The 16502-nt window shown below is 51.8% G+C and carries 20 protein-coding genes and 2 tRNA genes; 14 read left to right on the top strand and 8 right to left on the bottom strand.

Features of this window, described 5'->3' with window-relative positions; all coding sequences use genetic code 11:
- Nucleotides 1-63 precede the first annotated feature (63 nt).
- Both ACZ5OO_RS05590 and ACZ5OO_RS05585 read left to right on the top strand, forming a co-directional pair.
- Entirely contained in the window at nucleotides 64-858 is a 795-nt protein-coding gene (locus ACZ5OO_RS05590; RefSeq protein WP_013266190.1) for an ABC transporter ATP-binding protein, read from the top strand.
- Nucleotides 839-2056 (top strand): ABC transporter permease, encoded by a 1218-nt coding sequence (locus ACZ5OO_RS05585; protein ID WP_464078003.1) that lies wholly within the window; start codon nucleotides 839-841, stop codon nucleotides 2054-2056. Before ACZ5OO_RS05590 ends, ACZ5OO_RS05585 begins: the two co-directional genes overlap by 20 nt.
- Before the next feature lie 44 nt (nucleotides 2057-2100).
- On the opposite strand, the gene serS is transcribed toward ACZ5OO_RS05585, so the two are convergent.
- A complete protein-coding gene (serS, locus tag ACZ5OO_RS05580) occupies nucleotides 2101-3480 on the bottom strand; it encodes a serine--tRNA ligase (protein WP_464078002.1) in 1380 nt (459 codons plus the stop codon).
- Nucleotides 3481-3649: 169 nt separating this feature from the next.
- A tRNA-Ala gene (locus ACZ5OO_RS05575) sits at nucleotides 3650-3722 on the bottom strand.
- Between the two features lie 65 nt (nucleotides 3723-3787).
- On the opposite strand from ACZ5OO_RS05575, the gene ACZ5OO_RS05570 reads away from it, so the two are divergent.
- The 7 genes from ACZ5OO_RS05570 to ACZ5OO_RS05540 all read left to right on the top strand — a co-directional run bounded on the left by ACZ5OO_RS05570 (nucleotide 3788) and on the right by ACZ5OO_RS05540 (nucleotide 9140).
- Entirely contained in the window at nucleotides 3788-4264 is a 477-nt protein-coding gene (locus tag ACZ5OO_RS05570; protein ID WP_464078001.1) for a translation initiation factor IF-2 subunit beta, read from the top strand.
- 174 nt (nucleotides 4265-4438) lie between these two features.
- On the top strand, nucleotides 4439-5734 hold the full coding sequence (locus ACZ5OO_RS05565; protein WP_464078564.1) for an FAD-dependent oxidoreductase: 1296 nt from the start codon (nucleotides 4439-4441) through the stop codon (nucleotides 5732-5734).
- Nucleotides 5735-5766: 32 nt separating this feature from the next.
- A complete protein-coding gene (locus ACZ5OO_RS05560; RefSeq protein WP_048812942.1) occupies nucleotides 5767-6036 on the top strand; it encodes a ferredoxin family protein in 270 nt (89 codons plus the stop codon).
- Between the two features lie 11 nt (nucleotides 6037-6047).
- On the top strand, nucleotides 6048-6902 hold the full coding sequence (locus tag ACZ5OO_RS05555) for an electron transfer flavoprotein subunit beta/FixA family protein (protein WP_013266184.1): 855 nt from the start codon (nucleotides 6048-6050) through the stop codon (nucleotides 6900-6902).
- Nucleotides 6899-8005 (top strand): electron transfer flavoprotein subunit alpha/FixB family protein, encoded by a 1107-nt coding sequence (locus ACZ5OO_RS05550; protein WP_013266183.1) that lies wholly within the window; start codon nucleotides 6899-6901, stop codon nucleotides 8003-8005. Before ACZ5OO_RS05555 ends, ACZ5OO_RS05550 begins: the two co-directional genes overlap by 4 nt.
- Before the next feature lie 6 nt (nucleotides 8006-8011).
- Nucleotides 8012-8824: a formate dehydrogenase accessory protein FdhE domain-containing protein gene (locus ACZ5OO_RS05545; protein ID WP_013266182.1), complete on the top strand. Its 813-nt coding sequence runs from the start codon at nucleotides 8012-8014 to the stop codon at nucleotides 8822-8824.
- Nucleotides 8825-8978: 154 nt separating this feature from the next.
- Nucleotides 8979-9140 carry a hypothetical protein gene (locus ACZ5OO_RS05540; protein WP_013266181.1) on the top strand — a complete coding sequence of 54 codons (162 nt, stop codon included), beginning with the start codon at nucleotides 8979-8981 and terminating at the stop codon, nucleotides 9138-9140.
- A 146-nt stretch (nucleotides 9141-9286) separates the two neighbouring features.
- Here ACZ5OO_RS05540 and ACZ5OO_RS05535 read toward each other — a convergent pair whose 3' ends face one another.
- The 3 genes from ACZ5OO_RS05535 to ACZ5OO_RS05525 form a co-directional block, all read right to left on the bottom strand.
- On the bottom strand, nucleotides 9287-10258 hold the full coding sequence (locus tag ACZ5OO_RS05535) for an MBL fold metallo-hydrolase (RefSeq protein WP_238523618.1): 972 nt from the start codon (nucleotides 10256-10258) through the stop codon (nucleotides 9287-9289).
- Nucleotides 10259-10320: 62 nt separating this feature from the next.
- Nucleotides 10321-10435 (bottom strand) — tRNA-Tyr (locus ACZ5OO_RS05530).
- 182 nt (nucleotides 10436-10617) lie between these two features.
- Nucleotides 10618-11052 (bottom strand): hypothetical protein, encoded by a 435-nt coding sequence (locus ACZ5OO_RS05525; RefSeq protein ID WP_013266179.1) that lies wholly within the window; start codon nucleotides 11050-11052, stop codon nucleotides 10618-10620.
- 92 nt (nucleotides 11053-11144) lie between these two features.
- Between ACZ5OO_RS05525 and ACZ5OO_RS05520 the strand changes: the two genes are divergently transcribed.
- From ACZ5OO_RS05520 to ACZ5OO_RS05505, 4 genes are all read left to right on the top strand, one after another.
- Nucleotides 11145-11816, top strand: coding sequence for a GntR family transcriptional regulator (locus ACZ5OO_RS05520; RefSeq protein WP_013266178.1), 672 nt, complete (start codon nucleotides 11145-11147; stop codon nucleotides 11814-11816).
- 256 nt (nucleotides 11817-12072) lie between these two features.
- Nucleotides 12073-13098: an NAD(P)/FAD-dependent oxidoreductase gene (locus ACZ5OO_RS05515; protein ID WP_013266177.1), complete on the top strand. Its 1026-nt coding sequence runs from the start codon at nucleotides 12073-12075 to the stop codon at nucleotides 13096-13098.
- Nucleotide 13099: 1 nt separating this feature from the next.
- A complete protein-coding gene (twy1, locus tag ACZ5OO_RS05510; protein WP_464078000.1) occupies nucleotides 13100-14143 on the top strand; it encodes a 4-demethylwyosine synthase TYW1 in 1044 nt (347 codons plus the stop codon).
- 135 nt (nucleotides 14144-14278) lie between these two features.
- Nucleotides 14279-14635, top strand: a complete 357-nt coding sequence (locus tag ACZ5OO_RS05505; protein ID WP_013266175.1) for a hypothetical protein — start codon at nucleotides 14279-14281, stop codon at nucleotides 14633-14635.
- Here ACZ5OO_RS05505 and ACZ5OO_RS05500 read toward each other — a convergent pair.
- Both ACZ5OO_RS05500 and ACZ5OO_RS05495 read right to left on the bottom strand, forming a co-directional pair.
- Entirely contained in the window at nucleotides 14613-14948 is a 336-nt protein-coding gene (locus ACZ5OO_RS05500; protein WP_013266174.1) for a hypothetical protein, read from the bottom strand. The two genes, ACZ5OO_RS05505 and ACZ5OO_RS05500, sit on opposite strands and share 23 nt — an antisense overlap.
- Nucleotides 14949-14964: 16 nt before the next feature.
- Nucleotides 14965-15225: a hypothetical protein gene (locus ACZ5OO_RS05495; RefSeq protein ID WP_048812940.1), complete on the bottom strand. Its 261-nt coding sequence runs from the start codon at nucleotides 15223-15225 to the stop codon at nucleotides 14965-14967.
- 88 nt (nucleotides 15226-15313) lie between these two features.
- On the opposite strand from ACZ5OO_RS05495, the gene ACZ5OO_RS05490 reads away from it, so the two are divergent.
- On the top strand, nucleotides 15314-16084 hold the full coding sequence (locus ACZ5OO_RS05490; protein WP_464077999.1) for a hypothetical protein: 771 nt from the start codon (nucleotides 15314-15316) through the stop codon (nucleotides 16082-16084).
- 204 nt (nucleotides 16085-16288) lie between these two features.
- Here ACZ5OO_RS05490 and ACZ5OO_RS05485 read toward each other — a convergent pair whose 3' ends face one another.
- Nucleotides 16289-16423 carry a hypothetical protein gene (locus ACZ5OO_RS05485; protein WP_013266171.1) on the bottom strand — a complete coding sequence of 45 codons (135 nt, stop codon included), beginning with the start codon at nucleotides 16421-16423 and terminating at the stop codon, nucleotides 16289-16291.
- Nucleotides 16424-16502: the final 79 nt, after the last annotated feature.

Genomic DNA, 16502 nt, shown 5'->3' with positions numbered 1-16502 from the left:
ACTGTTACTGAAGCGATTTAACTACCGCATCCACAACCCTAACCTAAGAGCCGGTGGTTTTCAGTGGAAGCCGCCTTAGGCCGGCCTGCAGGGCTTCCTCTGGACAATAATGAGAACGTGGTTGAGGCCCTGGAAGTGACTAAGAGGTTCGGTAAGACGCCCGCCCTGAGGGGAGTTAACTTACAGGTCAAGAGGGGAGAGGTCCACGTAATAGCAGGTCATAATGGCGCAGGCAAGAGCACGTTATTTAAGATAATAATAGGCCTCATAAGGAGGGACTCAGGCTCTCTCAAGGTTCTCGGGGTAGACCCCTCGGCGCCTTCATGGCGTAAGCTGGTCAGGTACATAGGTTATGTGCCTGAGGACGCGTCACCATATGAGAGGCTCACGGGCTACGAGTACCTGAGGTTCTTTGCCAGGCTCTATGCGAGGGACCCCAGTGAGGTTGAGGAAATGGTGAAGGTGGGCGTTAACATAGCTGGCCTAAGTGATAGAGACCTGAGGAGAAAGGCCGGCGAGTACAGCAATGGAATGAAGAGAAGGCTCCTGATAGCCAGGGCGCTTATGCACAGGCCTTTGTTAGTATTGCTAGACGAGCCAACCAACGGCCTAGACGTTTTCTCAGCCCATGAAGTTAGGACCATGATAAAATCCCTCTCACGAACAGGAGTGACTTTTGTCATAGCCACTCACAACATGGCTGAGGCCGAGTACTTAGCTGACAGAGTAACGTTCATGGCTTATGGTAAGTCCCTGTTTGCCGGCAGTCCAAAGGAGGCCCGGGAGTCCTTCGGGGCCGAAAACTTAGAGGAGGCGTTCGTTAAGGCGGTGAAGTCCTATGAGGATAGAGGAGATTAAGGCCGTACTCTGGAAGGAGCTCCTTGACATGGTGCGCGATCGCAGGGCCCTGGCTCTGATGATAATCGTCCCCCTCGTAGGGCTCCCATTAATGGCATTACTTGCAGGAGGCCTCAGCTCAGCGCAGTTAACGACAGTTTACATACAGGTCAACGATACGAAGTCGTTTGGAATAGCAGAGTGGCTTGGTGAGAGCATAGTTAATGCCTCTGAGCAACAGGGCTTAAAGGTTAATCTAACAGTGTCTAGCGGGCCTCCCCCTCGGGTCTATGACATAGAGATTACTATACCTCGGGGCTTCTACAATAACCTGACTGCTGTAGACGGCGTCGCGACGCTCGTCGTGAGGGTTATGGTGGGCAGCTACGCGGCCCAGGAGGTGAGTAACATCATTTCCTCAGTGGTGTCGCAGCTTAGCTCCCAGGTGGTTGACAGCAGAGTTGATAGCCTTGCAAGAATGGCCGGTATCAACATCTCCGCCGAGAGGCTTCTCAATCCGATAGTAATAACCACTGGCTACATATTGCCCTCAGGCAAGGCTGCGAGCGCTCAGCAGGTTCAGCTGTCGCTTACCGTGAGGCTACTCCAGTTTTCCCTGTTCTTTGTCGTTAACCCAGCGGTGGTCTTAATGACTGACGCCTTTCTTGGAGAGAAGGAGCGCAAGACTCTTGAAGTGCTCCTGGCGTCGCCGCTGTCCGGCACCTCGCTGCTTGTTGGCAAGCTGCTCTCCTCCGCCGTGATGGGCCTCGCAATTGCGGTCGCCGACAGCGCGGGCTTCATTATTTACTTCCTGATGTTGGCGTCCTCGGCAGGGCTCAGGCTAACGCCGGCACTGCTCGGGCTTAACATGGTGGACTCAGCAGTCCTAGTGCTGATGACGTCATCATTTATAATGCCTATAGTGTTAAGGAGCCCTTCAGCCAGGGCCGCTCAGGCCTCCGCGTATGCTTTGCTTATGGTCGCGCTAGGGATCTACTTTAGCGCGTTGTTCGTCAACGTAGGCTCACTGCCCACAGCTATAAGGTACACGCTCATGGCGATACCGTTCACCGAGGCTTCCCTCGCGCTCTCAAATTACGTTGTGGGCCAATACTTAATGGCCGCCCTAGACATAATAATAATGGTGGCCTTCACAGCGCTATTCGTTGCCCTATCGCTCAAGGCTTTCAATCCAGAGAGGTTGGTTACCTCAAGGTAATAGGCCAAGCCAGGTAAGGAGCTCCAACAAAATTACCCTTTAGGCTAAATGGCCTTACGCAGCCTGGGCTTTATGAAATCCTTCGGGGCCGCGTCAAAGGGCTCAAGGTACTTTCTAAGAACCTTGGGTATTATAACTGTTCCATCAGGTTCCTGGAAGTTCTCTAATATGGCCGTAATAGTTCTCGTTGATGCTATTCCTGTGCTGTTCAGCGTGTGCACGTACTCGCCCCTCTCCATGCCCTTTCTCCTTATTAACCTTATGTTAAGCCTATAAGCCTGCCAGTCCGTGCAGTTGCTCGCGCTGACCATTTCGCGGTACTTGCCCTGGGCGGGCATCCAGGCCTCTAGGTCATATTTTTTGACGGCGCAGGCGCCCAGGTCGCCAGAGGCTATGTTTACAACCCTGTATGGTATTCCCAGGCCCTGGAACAGCCCCTCGGCATTTGATATAAGCTCTTCATGTATCTTCTGGCTCTCCTCAGGCTTTGAGAACACGAACTGCTCAACCTTGTGGAACTGGTGAACCCTGAATATTCCTTTGAGGTCCTTGTTGGCGGCCCCGGCCTCGCGCCTGAAGGCGGGGCTTATGCCGACAAACTTCTTTGGGAGCTCGTCATCATATAGCTCCTCATTATAATACATTGCTGCCAGTGAGTGCTCTGCAGTGGCTATCAGGTAGAGGTCGTCATTCTCTATTTTATAAATGGCGTCCTGGAAGGTCGCCAGGTCTATGACGCTATTTATGACCTTATATCTCAGCATGTAGGGTGGCAACACGAGGGTGTAACCTTTAGAGGTAAGCTTATCTATGGCGTAAAGCAGCAGGGCGAAGTCTAGCCAGACCAAGTCATCAAAGAGGTAATAAAACCTGGAGCCGGCGACCTCGGAGGCCTTTTCAGTATCGCCGAGCTTTAGGACGTTCTCGAGCATATCGGCGTGCCCTACGGGCTTCCAGTCGATCAACTCGTAGGGTACATTAAAGCCATAGGCTTCCGTCTGGGCTTTGAAGGCGTCTAGGTACTCGTGGTACACCCTGGGGGTGCCCCAGAATCTTACTGGCCTTGTGGCCTCCTCCCCGCCCACAGGAACGTCATCGAGGACTACGTTTGGCAGCCTCCACAGAGCCTCCTCTCTCTTCGCTTCGAGCTCACTCAGCCTCCTCTCCGCGTCCTCGAGCTCTCTGCTGAGCTCCTTGGCCTGGGCCAGGAGCTTCTCCCTTTCCTCACCCTTAGCCTTAGGAATGGCGGCGCTAATAACATTATGCTGGTGCCTTAGCTCATTTATCTCTGCTTGGACCTTTCTCCACTGCTCGTCCAGCTGGACAGCCTCGTCTATTATCTTAACATCGATCTGCCTCTTTCTGGCAACCTCCCTAAGCGCTTCTGGGTTTGTCCTGAGAAGATTCAATATGCTCCATGGCATTTACTACCACCCTCGTGATCTAGCTTCTGGCCCTAATGGTGAGTCAAAGGCTTAAAAGCCGTATATGACGATTATCTATCGATAATTGTAATGTTGGCACCCGCTAAGTTAAGTTCCGCCGTGGTGGACGGCGTCACGAAACGTGAGTAATATAAGTCTCAAAAGTAGGTGGACCGGCCGGGACTTGAACCCGGGACCTCTCGGGTGCAAGCCGAGCGCTCTTCCAGCTGAGCTACCGGCCCACCCTCTCTGGCAGCGTCACCTTTGGCAATTTTAAGGCTTTAAGGCCTATCAAAGGGCGTAGGCCATGAACTTATATCCTTTTGTAGAGTCTATAGCCGGGGATGTAGCTTTGAGCGAGGACCTAGAGAAGCTAAAGGACTATGAGTGGCTGCTTGATAGAGTTTATAAAAAGATACCTCCAAAGAGCGGTTCAGGGACTTTTGAACTGCCAGAACCTCAAGTAATAAGGGTTGGGACGCAGACCATTATAAAGAACTTCAGGGATATCTCACAGAAATTAAAGAGGGAGCCTGACATGGTCTCACGTTATCTAATGAAGGAGCTGGCGTCTGCGGGCAGCTACGAGGAGGGTTCTGGACAGCTCGTGCTGAGCGTTAAGGTCTCTAGCAAGGTGCTCAAGCAACTTCTCGACATGTTCGTTAAGAGCTATGTCAAGTGTCCCACCTGTGGAAGTATAGACACTCACATAGAGAAGAGAGGCAAGGTATGGATCCTGGTTTGCGAGGCCTGCGGCGCAGAGCAGACACTGAAGCCGTTCTAAGCGAGACGCAAGGGCAATAGAGCCTTCAGGCTTGATGTTTTAGAAGGACATATTAGCTGAATGTAACTAAGGTTAACTTAGGTTTTCAAGTTATAGATAATTAATACACAAGTTGAAAGTAAACTTTAAAGCACGCTCACAGTCAGATGTAATGGTGCCTATGCTTTGAGCTCCGTGCCCACAAAGTTCGACGTGGTAGTGATAGGTGCAGGGCCGGCAGGCTCCGCGGCAGCTTATACTTTAGCCAAGGAAGGCTTCAAGACACTTCTAATAGATCGAGGCAGGGGAGGGGGCGAGAAGGAGCTCTTCGGTGGAAGGGTTTACGCGCAGCCCCTTAGAGAGGTCTGGCCAGAGCTTGACAAGGAGGCACCTATACAGAGGTGGGTCACGCGTGAGAGGATAAGCATGGTTAACGGCGATGAGGTTTTCACAGTCGAGTATAAAAGCCCTGCCGGCAAAAGCTTCACAGCCTTCCTGCCTCAGCTCACGTCGTGGATGGCGCGCAAGGCTGAGCAGGCGGGGGCCCTTTATGTTAATGAGATAACGGTGGATGAAATAGCGTTCAGAGACGGTAAAGCGGTAGGGGTGAGGAGCGGCTCTGACACCATAGAGGCTGATGTAGTTATAGACGCAGAAGGCGTTAACAGGCTCCTGCTTGAGAGGGCCGGCCTCGTAGAGAAGCTTAAACCGGATCACGTGGCCCTTGGAGTTAAGGAAATACTTAGAACTGGCGCCACGCAGCTCGAGGCCTCATTTGGCATTGACTCGAGCGAGGGCGTTTCCTGGGTCGTGGTGGGCGACATAACCAAGGGTGTCCCAGGGGGAGGTTTCATATACACCAACAAGGAAACCGTTAGTATAGGCGTGGTTCTCCACCTAAAGCACGCCATAGAGGCCATAGAGGCTGGCTCTCTGAACCAGCACGTTTACGAACTTGTTGAGGGCTTTAGGCTTCACCCATTTTTCAGGAGGCTTTGGCGTGACGCCACAATTTCAGAGTACGGAGGCCACCTAACAATTGAGGGAGGGCTTAAGTTCGCCCCTGAGAGGTTTGCCTATCCAGGCCTTCTAGTAGTTGGTGACGCGGCCGGGCTGCTCTTAAGTACTGGCATAAATTACCGCGGTGTCGACTTTGCGGCCTACAGCGGCAAGCTTGCCGCCGAGGCAGTTAAATATGCCAGGGACCACGGAGGCTTCACCTATGACAACATAAGTGTCTACGAGACTTACCTCAAGAATAGCTTTGTGTACAAAGACCTCAAGAAGCACCTGGCGGCGGAGATGCTGATGAACGACCCAGCGCTCTTTGCAAAGCTGCCTAGGATAGCCTTGGGCCTCTTCAGGGAGCTTTACGAGCAGGACTACTCTACTCCAACGCCTTACGAGGCTCTGATATCGGTGCTTAACAACGAAAATATCGGCCTATTTAACCTCTTGCCATTAACTCTCTCGGTGGTGAGGTCCTTATGAGCGCTCAACAGGCCAAACAGGAGCCTCAGCCCATGAAGCTGGAAGACATACTTCAGAGCGACGTCTGGAACGTCGACGAGGAGCCTCACATAGTGGTAGACTATACCAAGTGCGAGAAGTGCCCTGCCAAGCCATGCATTTACCTCTGTCCCGCAGGCTGCTACACTCTGGCCGGCGACAGGATAGTCTTCAGCTACGAGGGCTGCGTGGAGTGCGGTACCTGCAGGGTGATTTGTCCCATGGATGCAATAACTTGGAACTATCCCAAGAGTGGTCATGGCATTATTTTTAGGTTCACTTGAGGGGTGAGCGCATGAGGATAGTGGTAGGCATAAAGTGGGTTCCTGGGACTCAGTCGGTGAGGATAGACCCCAAGACCGGTACCCTGATAAGGGAGGGAGTTCCGAGCATAGTTAATCCGCACGACTTGCCTGCGGCAGAGCTGGCCCTCAGGCTGAGGGACAAGTATGGTGGCGAAGTAATAGCCATCTCTATGGCCCCTCCTCCAGCGGCAAAGGGCCTTGAGTACCTAGTGGGCATGGGCGTCGACAGGGCCATACTAATAACTGACAGGGCCTATGCTGGGGCCGACACCCTGGCTACAAGCTATGTTTTGGCTAACGCAATAAAGAAAATTGATAAGGAGATAGGCAAAGTCGACTTAGTAGTCTTCGGCCAGGAGACCACGGACTCCAGCACCGCCCATATAGCCGCACAGACCGCCAGCTGGCTTGAGTGGCCTTACATATATTATGTCCGAAACGCATGGCTAACGGAGGATGGAAAGTTAAGGGTGGAGAGAATACTTGAAGAGGCCATAGAGGAGTGGGAGGTAGATCTTCCAGCCATAATAAACGTCGCTATGAAATCTCTGAAGCCAAGGCCCGTCACGCTGATTAATAAGATAAGGTTCAAGGCAAACCCCAGCATCATGATGACTTGGACTAACAATGATCTGAAGCTAGACCCAAGGTGCACCGGACTTAAGGGCTCACCAACCTTTGTTGCGAAGACCGTCGACGTCCCAGAGGTTCCGAGAAAGAAGCAGGTCTACGTGCCCAAGAATGGCGAGGACGCCGCTAAGTGGATACTCAAGTCGCTGCTCTCTGATGAGAAGGCCTCCAAGGCGCTGATAAAGGCCCTTAAGGAGGGAGGTGACGCGGCATGAGTCAGTGGACCGCTCCTCCTTCAGCGGGCTCGCAGGACTGCGACAAACTTTGCCCTGAGTGGGAGTGCAGGGACAACAGCGAGTACAGGGGCGTCTGGGTTATAGGTGAAGTAGATGAGAACGGCATTATAGAGCCGAGCCTGCAGATGCTAACGCCAGCTAAGAAGGTGGCGAGCAAGCTCAACGTTAAGATAACTGGCGTACTCCTTGGCAGCAATGTAAAGAGGTTCGCAAATCAGTTTATAGAGTATGGGGCTGACGAGGTCATAGTCGTCGACGATCCTCGTCTCTCTTCCTACGCGCCCAACGTCTATGGGGAGGTCGCTGTGAGCTTAATCAAGAAGTACAAGCCTGAGATGGTCTTCGTGGCTGGCACTATGAAGGGAAGGGAGCTGGCGCCTTACATAGCCAACCACCTGCGGGCAGGAATAACTGCTGATTGCACAGACTTTGACGTTGATGAGAAGACCAGGGATGTCTTTCAGATAAGGCCGCCCTTTGGCGCCGTGCTGCTGGCATATATAAGGACGCCCAACAGAAGGCCGCAGCTGGCGACGGCAAGACCCAACGTGTTCCCCCTGCCTCAGCGCGATCCAAGCAGGGAGGGAGAGATAATAGAGGAAAAGGTAGATTATGTACCTCAGCCTAAGGCAAGGCTCGTCTCACGCAAGGTAGTGCCAAGGACTGAGGTGCCCATAGAGAAGGCGGAGCTGGTGATAGGCGGTGGCAAGGGCCTTGGAACTGCCGAGGGCTTCAAGATGCTGCAGGAGCTGGCCAACGCCATGGGCGCTGTCGTGGGAGGCAGCAGGAAGGCCGTAGACTTAGGCTGGATACCTCATGAAAGGCAGATAGGGCAGACAGGCAAATCGTTAAAGTCAGTCATATACATGGCCGTTGGCATAAGCGGCGCGGCGCAGCACATGTTCGGCGTGAGGGAGGCCGAGGTCGTGGTAGCCATAAACAAGGACCCAACGGCACCTATATTCTCGCAGTGTGACTATGGCGTAGTTGCAGACTATCGTGAGGTCATACCGCATCTGATAAAGATGCTTAAGGATCTGAAGGAGCAAGTGAAGAGGGGCGAGACCCCCAGAGTAGAGTGACCTGACTTGAGCCAGGGAGAAGACGAGCGACTAAGGCTTTTTGAGAGGAGCCTCAGCAGGTTTGCTGGAGTTCTTGGGCTTCGTGTCAACGTTGAGCTCTCCAGGAAAGTAGAGGAGGTCCAGCTGAAGATAATGGATGATGTGACGAAGGTCATTGACAAGATATGGTCCCAGGGCCTAACCCTGCAGGACCTTTTGGCGAGGCTGAGCAATGACGGCGTCCTAAGGGAGGAGGCAGTCTATGCATCTAAGGCTATCGGTGAAAGCCTGAACCCTGACTCTGTAGATGACGTGTTGGCAAGGGCCATCTCTGGAGACGTCTCCCAGGAGGGGGCAAAAAGCGCCTTAATAGCATTCCAGGCTATAGCGAGGGCCTACGCCAGCAGGTACTTCAAGGAGAACGGCTCCATAGAGCACCTGTCGCCCTACTGTCCCCTCTGTGGAGCGGAGAGCCGCACCATGGTTAAGAGGGGAGACAAGTATGTGATGGTGTGCCACCTCTGCGGCTATGAATGGGTCATTGGCAGGGGCTCGCCCGTTTGTCCCTTCTGTGGAAATGATAATAAGTTTAAGCTTGGGACCTTCATGGACAAGGAGTGGAAGTATGGCCTTATGTTCTGCCAGGAGTGCGGCTCATACTGGAGAGTTATTTGGGATGAAGAGATGGCTTCGGCGCCTAGCATAGTCCTGCCGCTTCTAGCTATGGCCGCTGAGAGGTTCAGAACTGCCCTGCCCAAGGATATTGTCAATGGCTCTCAGGAGCCTGGTGCTGAGGTTTCGTTGGACAAGGAAGAGGATGAAACCGAAGGTAAGGAGTGAGTAAAGCCAGAGCGGATTAAGGGCCATCACGCTCTGCTGCCCGGAAAGGTCGCCTTCAGCTAGGCCCTCTCTCACCATTAGCCTCTTCAAGTAGGCCCCAAGTATAGGCATACCTATTATAATCATATAGGCGGTCATCATTGCGGCTATTCCAATGACCTTAAACAACATGTTATATCTCCTCCCTAACATTACGTCAAGGGCCCTTGAGACTATGAGTAGGAAGGCCATTTCCATAGCAGACCCTACCATAGCCGATGTGAGCCCCACCAGGGAGAGATCAATCGAGAACGTAGTAAGCCGCTTCAGGGCATAAGAAGCTATGGCAAGGACTATGCCTAGTGACATAAGAACTGGGCCCAGCTGGGCTTCGGAGAGGTGGCTTAGATAAGCCCTTGTGTTAACGAGCCTGGGGTCTGGCCGCCCTCCCTCCTTCTGCCCCTGTGCGCCCATAACGGTCACCTAAGGTTCTGACACAGCATCTATATTAAGTACGTTCGAAAGATATTTGGCCATGAACTTAGAGTCGAAGCCCCGCGAGGCGTCAACTATGACTTTCCTTGGCCTTGACTCCCTTATGTAGTCCACCACCTCCCAGAAGGTAGCATGGTCACTAAAGGAAACTCTGTAAACCTTATCGTTAACCTTAACAGCAGGGCCCCGCCTTTCGGTACCGGTAAGTATCACGTGAACAGCCGGCACCCTTATCATTGACGAGGACTTGGATAGGTGGATAAATGCTATGGACCCTGGGAGAAGCTCGTCCCTGCTGTAGAGCCTCACATCACCCAGTTCCACGTTATAAAATTTTGAGGCTATCTTAGCAAGCTTCAGGGTGGTCTCGTCGGCCAGGAAGGCGCCTGAAACGCCCCTTATCCTCAGCTCTACCATTATTTCTTGAAGTTTTCCATTATAACCATATATTATTATGGGGTTGTTAGGCGACTCCACCTCTATAATATTGACTAGAGCCCCCAGGGCGTCCCACTCGGTTCCTTTTCTGGATAGGTGAGGACTACCGTAGGTGGCATCTACTACTAGGACGTCAAGGTCTTGCAGGGGAGGGGTGCCAGGCATCTTGAAGTCACCGGTATAGCCAGCGGTGCCCTGAGGGGTTTCCACCATTACCTGGGCGCTTCCAGCTATGTGCCTTGACGGTATAAGCTTTAACTTCTCATTGTCAAATTCCACCTCTTTATAATAGTCAAGCAGCAGCGCCTTGCTCTGAGGTATCGAGTATCCTAAGACCTTAAGGAACTCGTGGGTGACAGGAGTTGCTGCGATGAACAGGCTCTCAGAGATGCTCCGGCTAAGGTACTTGGTATGGTCTTCGTGGGCATGGGTGACGACCCTTATAGGCCTTTTATGGTAGGAGTCGGCCACTACATTGTTCCCTAGCAGTATTGCCCCGTTTGGCATCACAGCAGCTAACAAGCTGTATCCCCTGCTGCCTCGTTAGCCCAACTTAAAAATAGCCGCTATAGAGTGGCAGGCCCTGGTCCCGCCGCGGGGAATTGAACCCCGGACCACCCGGTGTCGGCCGGAGGGGCTAGGCCTCCAGCCGCCCCGTCCCACTACAGCCGGGCGCTCTGACCGCTGAGCTACGGCGGGCCTGCCTGGTATCCTGTTCGTGCCCTGTTGTTTTAAGCCTTACTGAAATCACAGTGTAGCAGAGAGGTTTCCATAAGGCTTCCTGCTCTGCGACTGCCTCCCTTTCCACGAGATAGGAAAGGCAATCGCTCAATATTAAATGGTTCCATTCCAGCTCCAAGTAACAAGAGCCATTATATCGGCTAGTTGTGGTCGTCAGGGCAGAGGGACTTGGATAGGCCCCTAATGTTACTAACCGCGTTTTGAAAAGCTTCGTAGACACTATCATGGATCTTATACTCTGCGGCCTCCTCAGCTAACGTAGAGCTTATGACGACTAACAGGAGATCGGCCTCCCTTAGCTCTTGACACAGGCCATCCCTATCCAGCCCATTAGAGGCCACATAATCCGCAATCACGCTAAAGTAGTCACACATGAGCTCTGCAATGACCGCCGAGGAGGCGCACAGCAGCCTGATGTAGAGAGGCATCTCGACAAACGATCTATAGCCTCTTGACTTGACGCACTCGCCCTCTAGCGTTTTTGCGTCAACACAGCCTGAGCGTACCTCCGAGAGTCCAAACTTAACAGCCCTCCACAGGAGCTCGTAATACTCCTCATGTAAGGACGAGCTCACGGTTCACTCCTTGATAGTATAAACATCTCTTCGCTTAAAAGAGCAAGTTTATTTTCTCTCTTTTATAGCTTTATTTTGAGAAGGGAGCAGAGATGTGTGCAGAGGAGAATAACGAGAAGTCGGTTAAGTACTCTGACATGGTCTATGAGATGCTAAAGAATGATATCCTTGGCAGGCGGTTTGAGCCCAAGGACAAGCTCAGCGAGACTACGTTAGCTAAGCTCTACAACGTGAGCAGGACGCCCGTGAGGGAGGCGCTTCACAAACTTGAGAAGGAAGGGCTTGTAGTGAAACTTAGCGATGGCTATCATGTCTCTTTTCTGACGAAGGAGCAAATACTGAAGATATTCGAGGTAAGAGCTGTCCTTGAAGCTTTGGCAGCAGAGAAAGCCGCTGAGAATAGGGACCCAGCTATGCTCAGTAAGCTAAGGGAGGCGGCCGAGAATTTCAAGAAAGCCGATAGGAGCAACCCGCTGGCCCTGGCCCAGGCCAACAGCTACTTCCACGACATAATAGCCGACATGAGTGGCAACGAGTACCTGAGGGATATACTTAAGGATCTGAGGAACAAGTTGGCTATAGTCAGGGTGGATCTATTCGCATCAAGCAATAGAGTTGAACAGGAAATAGAAGAGCACTGGAGGATCTATGAAGCCATAGAGAAGGGGGACCCTAAAGAGGCGCACGATGCAGCGCTTAAGCATCAGATGAACTTAATTGAATTCATAAAGTCAAAGAGAATGGTTGGGGGCATACTAGTTTGATTTTAAATGAGTCGCTGGCATTAACTTACATCGATTAAAATGGCTCACGTGATCGGCCGCGCGTGGCTGCAGGTAAATGGCGTTAGCTAGCGAAGTTGACGTGTGCTAAGGCTTTGCTATTGGCCTCCCCTATGTCCGAAGGGCATAGCTTGTCGTTGCCCAGTCATGTGGCTAAAGGCGCTCCCTGTGGCGGAGCATGTATTTAGTCTACTTTAAAAGGTTGATCTGAGATTGAGAGAAAAGGTGGTGAAGCGACATGTCACTGAGACTTGGAGCCTTACCTCAATTTAAGGTGCCTCCCAAGGGGGAACACTATGACGTGCTCATAGTAGGCGCAGGGCCTGCGGGGCTCTCTGCAGCCGTCTATGCGTCAAGGTTCCTACTCAAGACTGTGGTGGTCTCTGAGGACGTCGGAGGTCAACTCAACTTAACTAACGTAGTTGATGATTATCCTGCCACGCTCTCGATTAGCGCGACAGAGCTCATATCACGCTTCAGGGAGCATGCAGAGAAGCTCTTCGGGGTCCCTATCTACACTAACATAACTGTCCAGAAGTTCTCCAGAGAGGGCGATGAATACCACGTAACTGGGACTAGGGGGCTAGATGTTTACTCTAAGACGATAATACTTGCCGTCGGTTCCAGGAGAAGGAAGCTAAACGTGCCTGGCGAAAACGAGTTTGCCGGCAGGGGCGTAAGCTACTGCAGCATCTGCGACGCGCCGCTCTATAAGGGCAAGGAAGCTGTTGCCGTGGTAGGAGGTGGAGACGCGGCCTTTGAAGGGGCCATACTGCTTTCAGGCTACGTGAAGAAGGTATACCTGATACACAGGAGGAGCGAGTTCAGGGCAAAGCCATTCTACGTTCAGGAAGCCATGTCAAGGCCTAACATAGAGTTTGTCCTCAACTCAGTGGTTACCGAGATTAAGGGCGACAAGCTGGTTAGGAGCGTTGTAGTAAAGAACAACGTCGACAACAGCATTAGAGAGCTTAACGTAGATGGGGTGTTCATAGAGATAGGCTTCGAGCCCCCCAAGGACTGGTACCAGTCCTTAGGCCTTGAGGTTGACGAGCTTGGCTACGTGAAGACAGACTTGTGGATGAAGACCAACCTTCCTGGGGTCTTTGCTGCAGGTGACGCGATAAGCCTGTGGCGCGGCTTCAGGCAGATAGTCAATGCCGCCGCATCAGGGGCTATAGCCGCCTACAGCGCCTACACATACCTGACAGAGCACGGGCTTGTAAGGAGGCCTGCGCTGGCTAGCAAGGAGGCGGCAAAGTAAGTTGGAGGAGAGGCAGGTAGAGGAGAAAGAGATTTACAACATGTTGAACCAAAAACTTGTAAAGCAGGGCTACCACATAATAGGTAACCATAGCTCTGTAAAGAAGTGCTACTGGAATCACGCCGCCCTCGTCGAAGGAAGGTTCTGCTATAAGGGCAAGTTCTACGGCATAGAGAGCCACAGGTGCATACAGCTCAGCGTCACCAACCATTGGTGCTGGAACGCCTGCCTTCACTGCTGGAGGCTCAGACCCCAGGATGTTGGAATAGAGTGGAACGAGACGCGCATGCCGTTCGCTGACGACCCTAAGGAGATAGTAGAAAAGGCCATACAGGAGTACCGGAGAATCATAAGTGGCTACAAGGGGAGGCCAGGCGTCTCGCCCCAGATGTACAAGGAGGCCACAATGCCAAAACACGTGGCGATCAGTTTGACCGGCGAGGCGACGCTTTATCCCAGGCTGGGCGAGCTGATAAGGGAGTTCCACAGAAGGGGCATATCAACGTTCCTAGTCACAAGGGGGGTAAGACCTGATGTCCTGGCTAATCTAGAGGAGGAGCCTAATCAGATCTATATTAGCTTAGAATCGTGGGACAAGGAGTCCTACGATTACTTCAACAGGCCCCTGGTTCCAAGGGCGTGGGAGTTGACCCTAGAAACCTTGGAGATGCTTCCAAGCTTCTCTTCAACAACGGTTTACAGGATAACTATAGTTAAGGGGTACAACGATAACGAGACGGCGCTCAAAGGCTTCGCCAGGCTCGTCGACCTAGGTAGGCCTGACTACATAGAGGTAAAAGCATACATGTATGTAGGAGCCAGCAGGGGGAGGCTACGCCTTGACAATATGCCGAGGCACTGGGAGGTTAAAGAGGTGGCCAAGAAGCTCAGCGAGCTCACAGGGTATCCGATAGTTAGTGAAAGTATGCCGAGCAGGGTTGTGCTGCTCTCCAAGCTTGAAAAGCCCGTAAGGTATGGCAATGCTCCCGTTGACTGGAACTCGCCGGACATATCAGCGCCAGGAGAATACGAGGATACTGCATGACTTTACATGCTTCCAAAGCTTTCGGGGTCAAGAAGCTATGATAAGGATTTATTTACCCACGCCAGAAGGTTTTAAAGAAAGAGCGCATCTAAGCCCTATGATGAGGCCTCGCATCGCTACCGAGCTGATGTAGCAATGGAGAGGGGTGCAAGCCCTGAGGGTTCACCTTTTGAGAAAAGTAACAGGGAGATAGCCAGGATTATGATTAAGCTGCTCACCAACTACTGGTTGTACTTTACTAAGAACGAGGAGGTAAACAGCGACGGTATGAGGCTCTTGGCATCAGCCTTAAGATATGCTAAGGGGGCAGCCCCTCAGGTTAGACATGCCCTCAGGGAGTCCATAAGGAGGCCGACGCTTCACAGCGTGTTAAGGGTGTGCGAATCCCTGGGCCTAGACATGAACTATATATGCAGGCTTGTGTCAATAGCCGAGCTAGGGGAAATTTACGGTTACGGCTATTATAATGTCACTGCACCTTGCTGGCAGTAGCAGCGTCGATGGCCGCTGAGAACTCCTTCGCGCATTGCGCGCATTTGTCGCGAGCGCCTTCAGCAGCGCCCGCATAGCCCACCACATAGCACCCTATAACCTCACTGCGGTTTTCAGTGATGAGCACAACAAGCGTGCAGCCCTCAGGGCGTTTGACGTAACAGAGTTTTATGCCATTATAGTTAAGTGCCTTCACGCAGTCAACTCTTACACCAGGCTTAAGTCCTACATCGGTGTCAATTATGAAGGTTTTCAACCCTTCGGACTCAAGCTTAATCACATAGTTGCCATCCAACAGGTTTTTCTCAATCATAAGGAGACCCATCTGGTCATTCGTTTATCACGGGCGTGGCAAGTACTAGCTCCGAACCGCAGAAGGGGCAGCGGTACTTCAGCGATCTGGCATCTGCGGCGCAGAAGTATGCGTCAAGGGTTTTTGCGCACTTTGGGCACATATAGACGGCCTCGAACCTCCTGCTTCCCGGCCTCTGGCCGCTCAAATCCAGCAGCCTCCCGCACACCCTACATCTTACCGTTGTCCAGCCCAGCGTTCCCATTGCATTAACTCCCCTTACCTTACCTACTGTCATAGTCTCAGGCTCCACCTCCGCGAGCGTAGGTCTACACAGACTTAAAACCTATCGTTTTAGCAGGCAGAGCAGAGGAAGGGTGTAGAGCTTGCTAGGAAAGCTGGCGATCTTAACAATAGCCTTATTCGCAGCAACGATAATAGTAGGCTCCATAGGCATAGCGTTTTACTATTCCTATAGGTCCACGTTACTCACAATAACAGCGCAGAGGCCCCTCGGCCTTGTCCTCTCCAAGGTCTCATCACTTGAGTATAAGATGTATGTTTCCCCTTCAGGGGATACGTACTATGTCACGCTCAAGAATTATCCTAACAGGACAGCTTATATCGTTCTCACTAATTCGTCGGGCTATGAGCTTGGCTTTGTGGAGTTTGGGTATAACAGCACTAACATAACATGGATTTACATGAACATGGGGGGCGTTAAGCGGAACGTGAGCGGCTCTAATATGTCCTCTTACATTACGCCCTTGCTCACGAGCGCAACTATATCATATAACCCATTCACGGGCACTATATCGCTTGAGGCGTTCCCCGGCCTTGGGCCTCTCTACGGGCTCTCGTACTTCAGTTCATATTATAATATAAATTGGAAGGACCTCCTTGATGGCCAGCCAGGAAGCACCGACGCCACTGTAGGATACCTGTTCACACCAATAGTGTTTAACGGTAAGAGCTACAGGGGCGTCGAGATAACCATTACGCCGCAGACCTCATTCTTAGGCACTAGCGGCGCTTATAGCGTCAGTGCGGGCGTAATCAACCTAGATGGTGTGCCAGTTGCAGCACAAATTACTGTTGGGACAGGGGCTGCGAATTACATTTCCATGACCCTTTTAAACTTAACGGCCTATTCTTAGTGTGAAACTGTTTTCTTATAAAAGCTAGAGATGTCAACGTTTTCTAGCGAAGAGAAGCCAAGGGCGGGCCTGGGGCTTTTGAACCCCGATCACCGGCTTAGAGGGCTTAATCAAATCATAAAAAGGGTTTCCGAGTTTCATGTCTTTGTGATCTGGCAGGCGCAGAGCCATTCTCCATTCTTACTGGTTACGCAATAGTATTTCTCAGACAGAGTTTTGAGAAGGGACTCTGAATGCATTCTCCTTTATTTGTTTCAGCTCATCTCCTTTAGCAAGTATTGCATAACCTCTTATTGCTCTCTTATTCTCAGGCTTTCCCAATATGGGCTCAAGCTTCATACCAACAGTCTTACCTAATAGTTTACCTATTTAAAATTTAGATAAAAATTTATACCAAAAGCTTTATAAATGATTTTAC

This window comes from Acidilobus aceticus (genome assembly GCF_055392325.1).
The sequence above is the reverse complement of the archived record's forward strand: the minus strand, read 5'-3'. Positions and strand labels throughout refer to the sequence as shown.

Excerpts from the sequence above, each read along its gene's own strand:
- ACZ5OO_RS05585 (WP_464078003.1), top strand. The coding sequence starts at position 839 with ATGAGGATAGAGGAGATTAAGGCCGTACTCTGGAAGGAGCTCCTTGAC.
- serS (WP_464078002.1), bottom strand. The coding sequence starts at position 3,480 with ATGCCATGGAGCATATTGAATCTTCTCAGGACAAACCCAGAAGCGCTT.
- ACZ5OO_RS05570 (WP_464078001.1), top strand. The coding sequence starts at position 3,788 with ATGAACTTATATCCTTTTGTAGAGTCTATAGCCGGGGATGTAGCTTTG.
- ACZ5OO_RS05560 (WP_048812942.1), top strand. The coding sequence starts at position 5,767 with ATGAAGCTGGAAGACATACTTCAGAGCGACGTCTGGAACGTCGACGAG.
- ACZ5OO_RS05555 (WP_013266184.1), top strand. The coding sequence starts at position 6,048 with ATGAGGATAGTGGTAGGCATAAAGTGGGTTCCTGGGACTCAGTCGGTG.
- ACZ5OO_RS05550 (WP_013266183.1), top strand. The coding sequence starts at position 6,899 with ATGAGTCAGTGGACCGCTCCTCCTTCAGCGGGCTCGCAGGACTGCGAC.
- ACZ5OO_RS05540 (WP_013266181.1), top strand. The coding sequence starts at position 8,979 with ATGACCTTAAACAACATGTTATATCTCCTCCCTAACATTACGTCAAGG.
- ACZ5OO_RS05520 (WP_013266178.1), top strand. The coding sequence starts at position 11,145 with ATGTGTGCAGAGGAGAATAACGAGAAGTCGGTTAAGTACTCTGACATG.
- ACZ5OO_RS05515 (WP_013266177.1), top strand. The coding sequence starts at position 12,073 with ATGTCACTGAGACTTGGAGCCTTACCTCAATTTAAGGTGCCTCCCAAG.
- ACZ5OO_RS05505 (WP_013266175.1), top strand. The coding sequence starts at position 14,279 with ATGGAGAGGGGTGCAAGCCCTGAGGGTTCACCTTTTGAGAAAAGTAAC.
- ACZ5OO_RS05500 (WP_013266174.1), bottom strand. The coding sequence starts at position 14,948 with ATGATTGAGAAAAACCTGTTGGATGGCAACTATGTGATTAAGCTTGAG.
- ACZ5OO_RS05495 (WP_048812940.1), bottom strand. The coding sequence starts at position 15,225 with ATGACAGTAGGTAAGGTAAGGGGAGTTAATGCAATGGGAACGCTGGGC.
- ACZ5OO_RS05485 (WP_013266171.1), bottom strand. The coding sequence starts at position 16,423 with ATGAAGCTTGAGCCCATATTGGGAAAGCCTGAGAATAAGAGAGCAATA.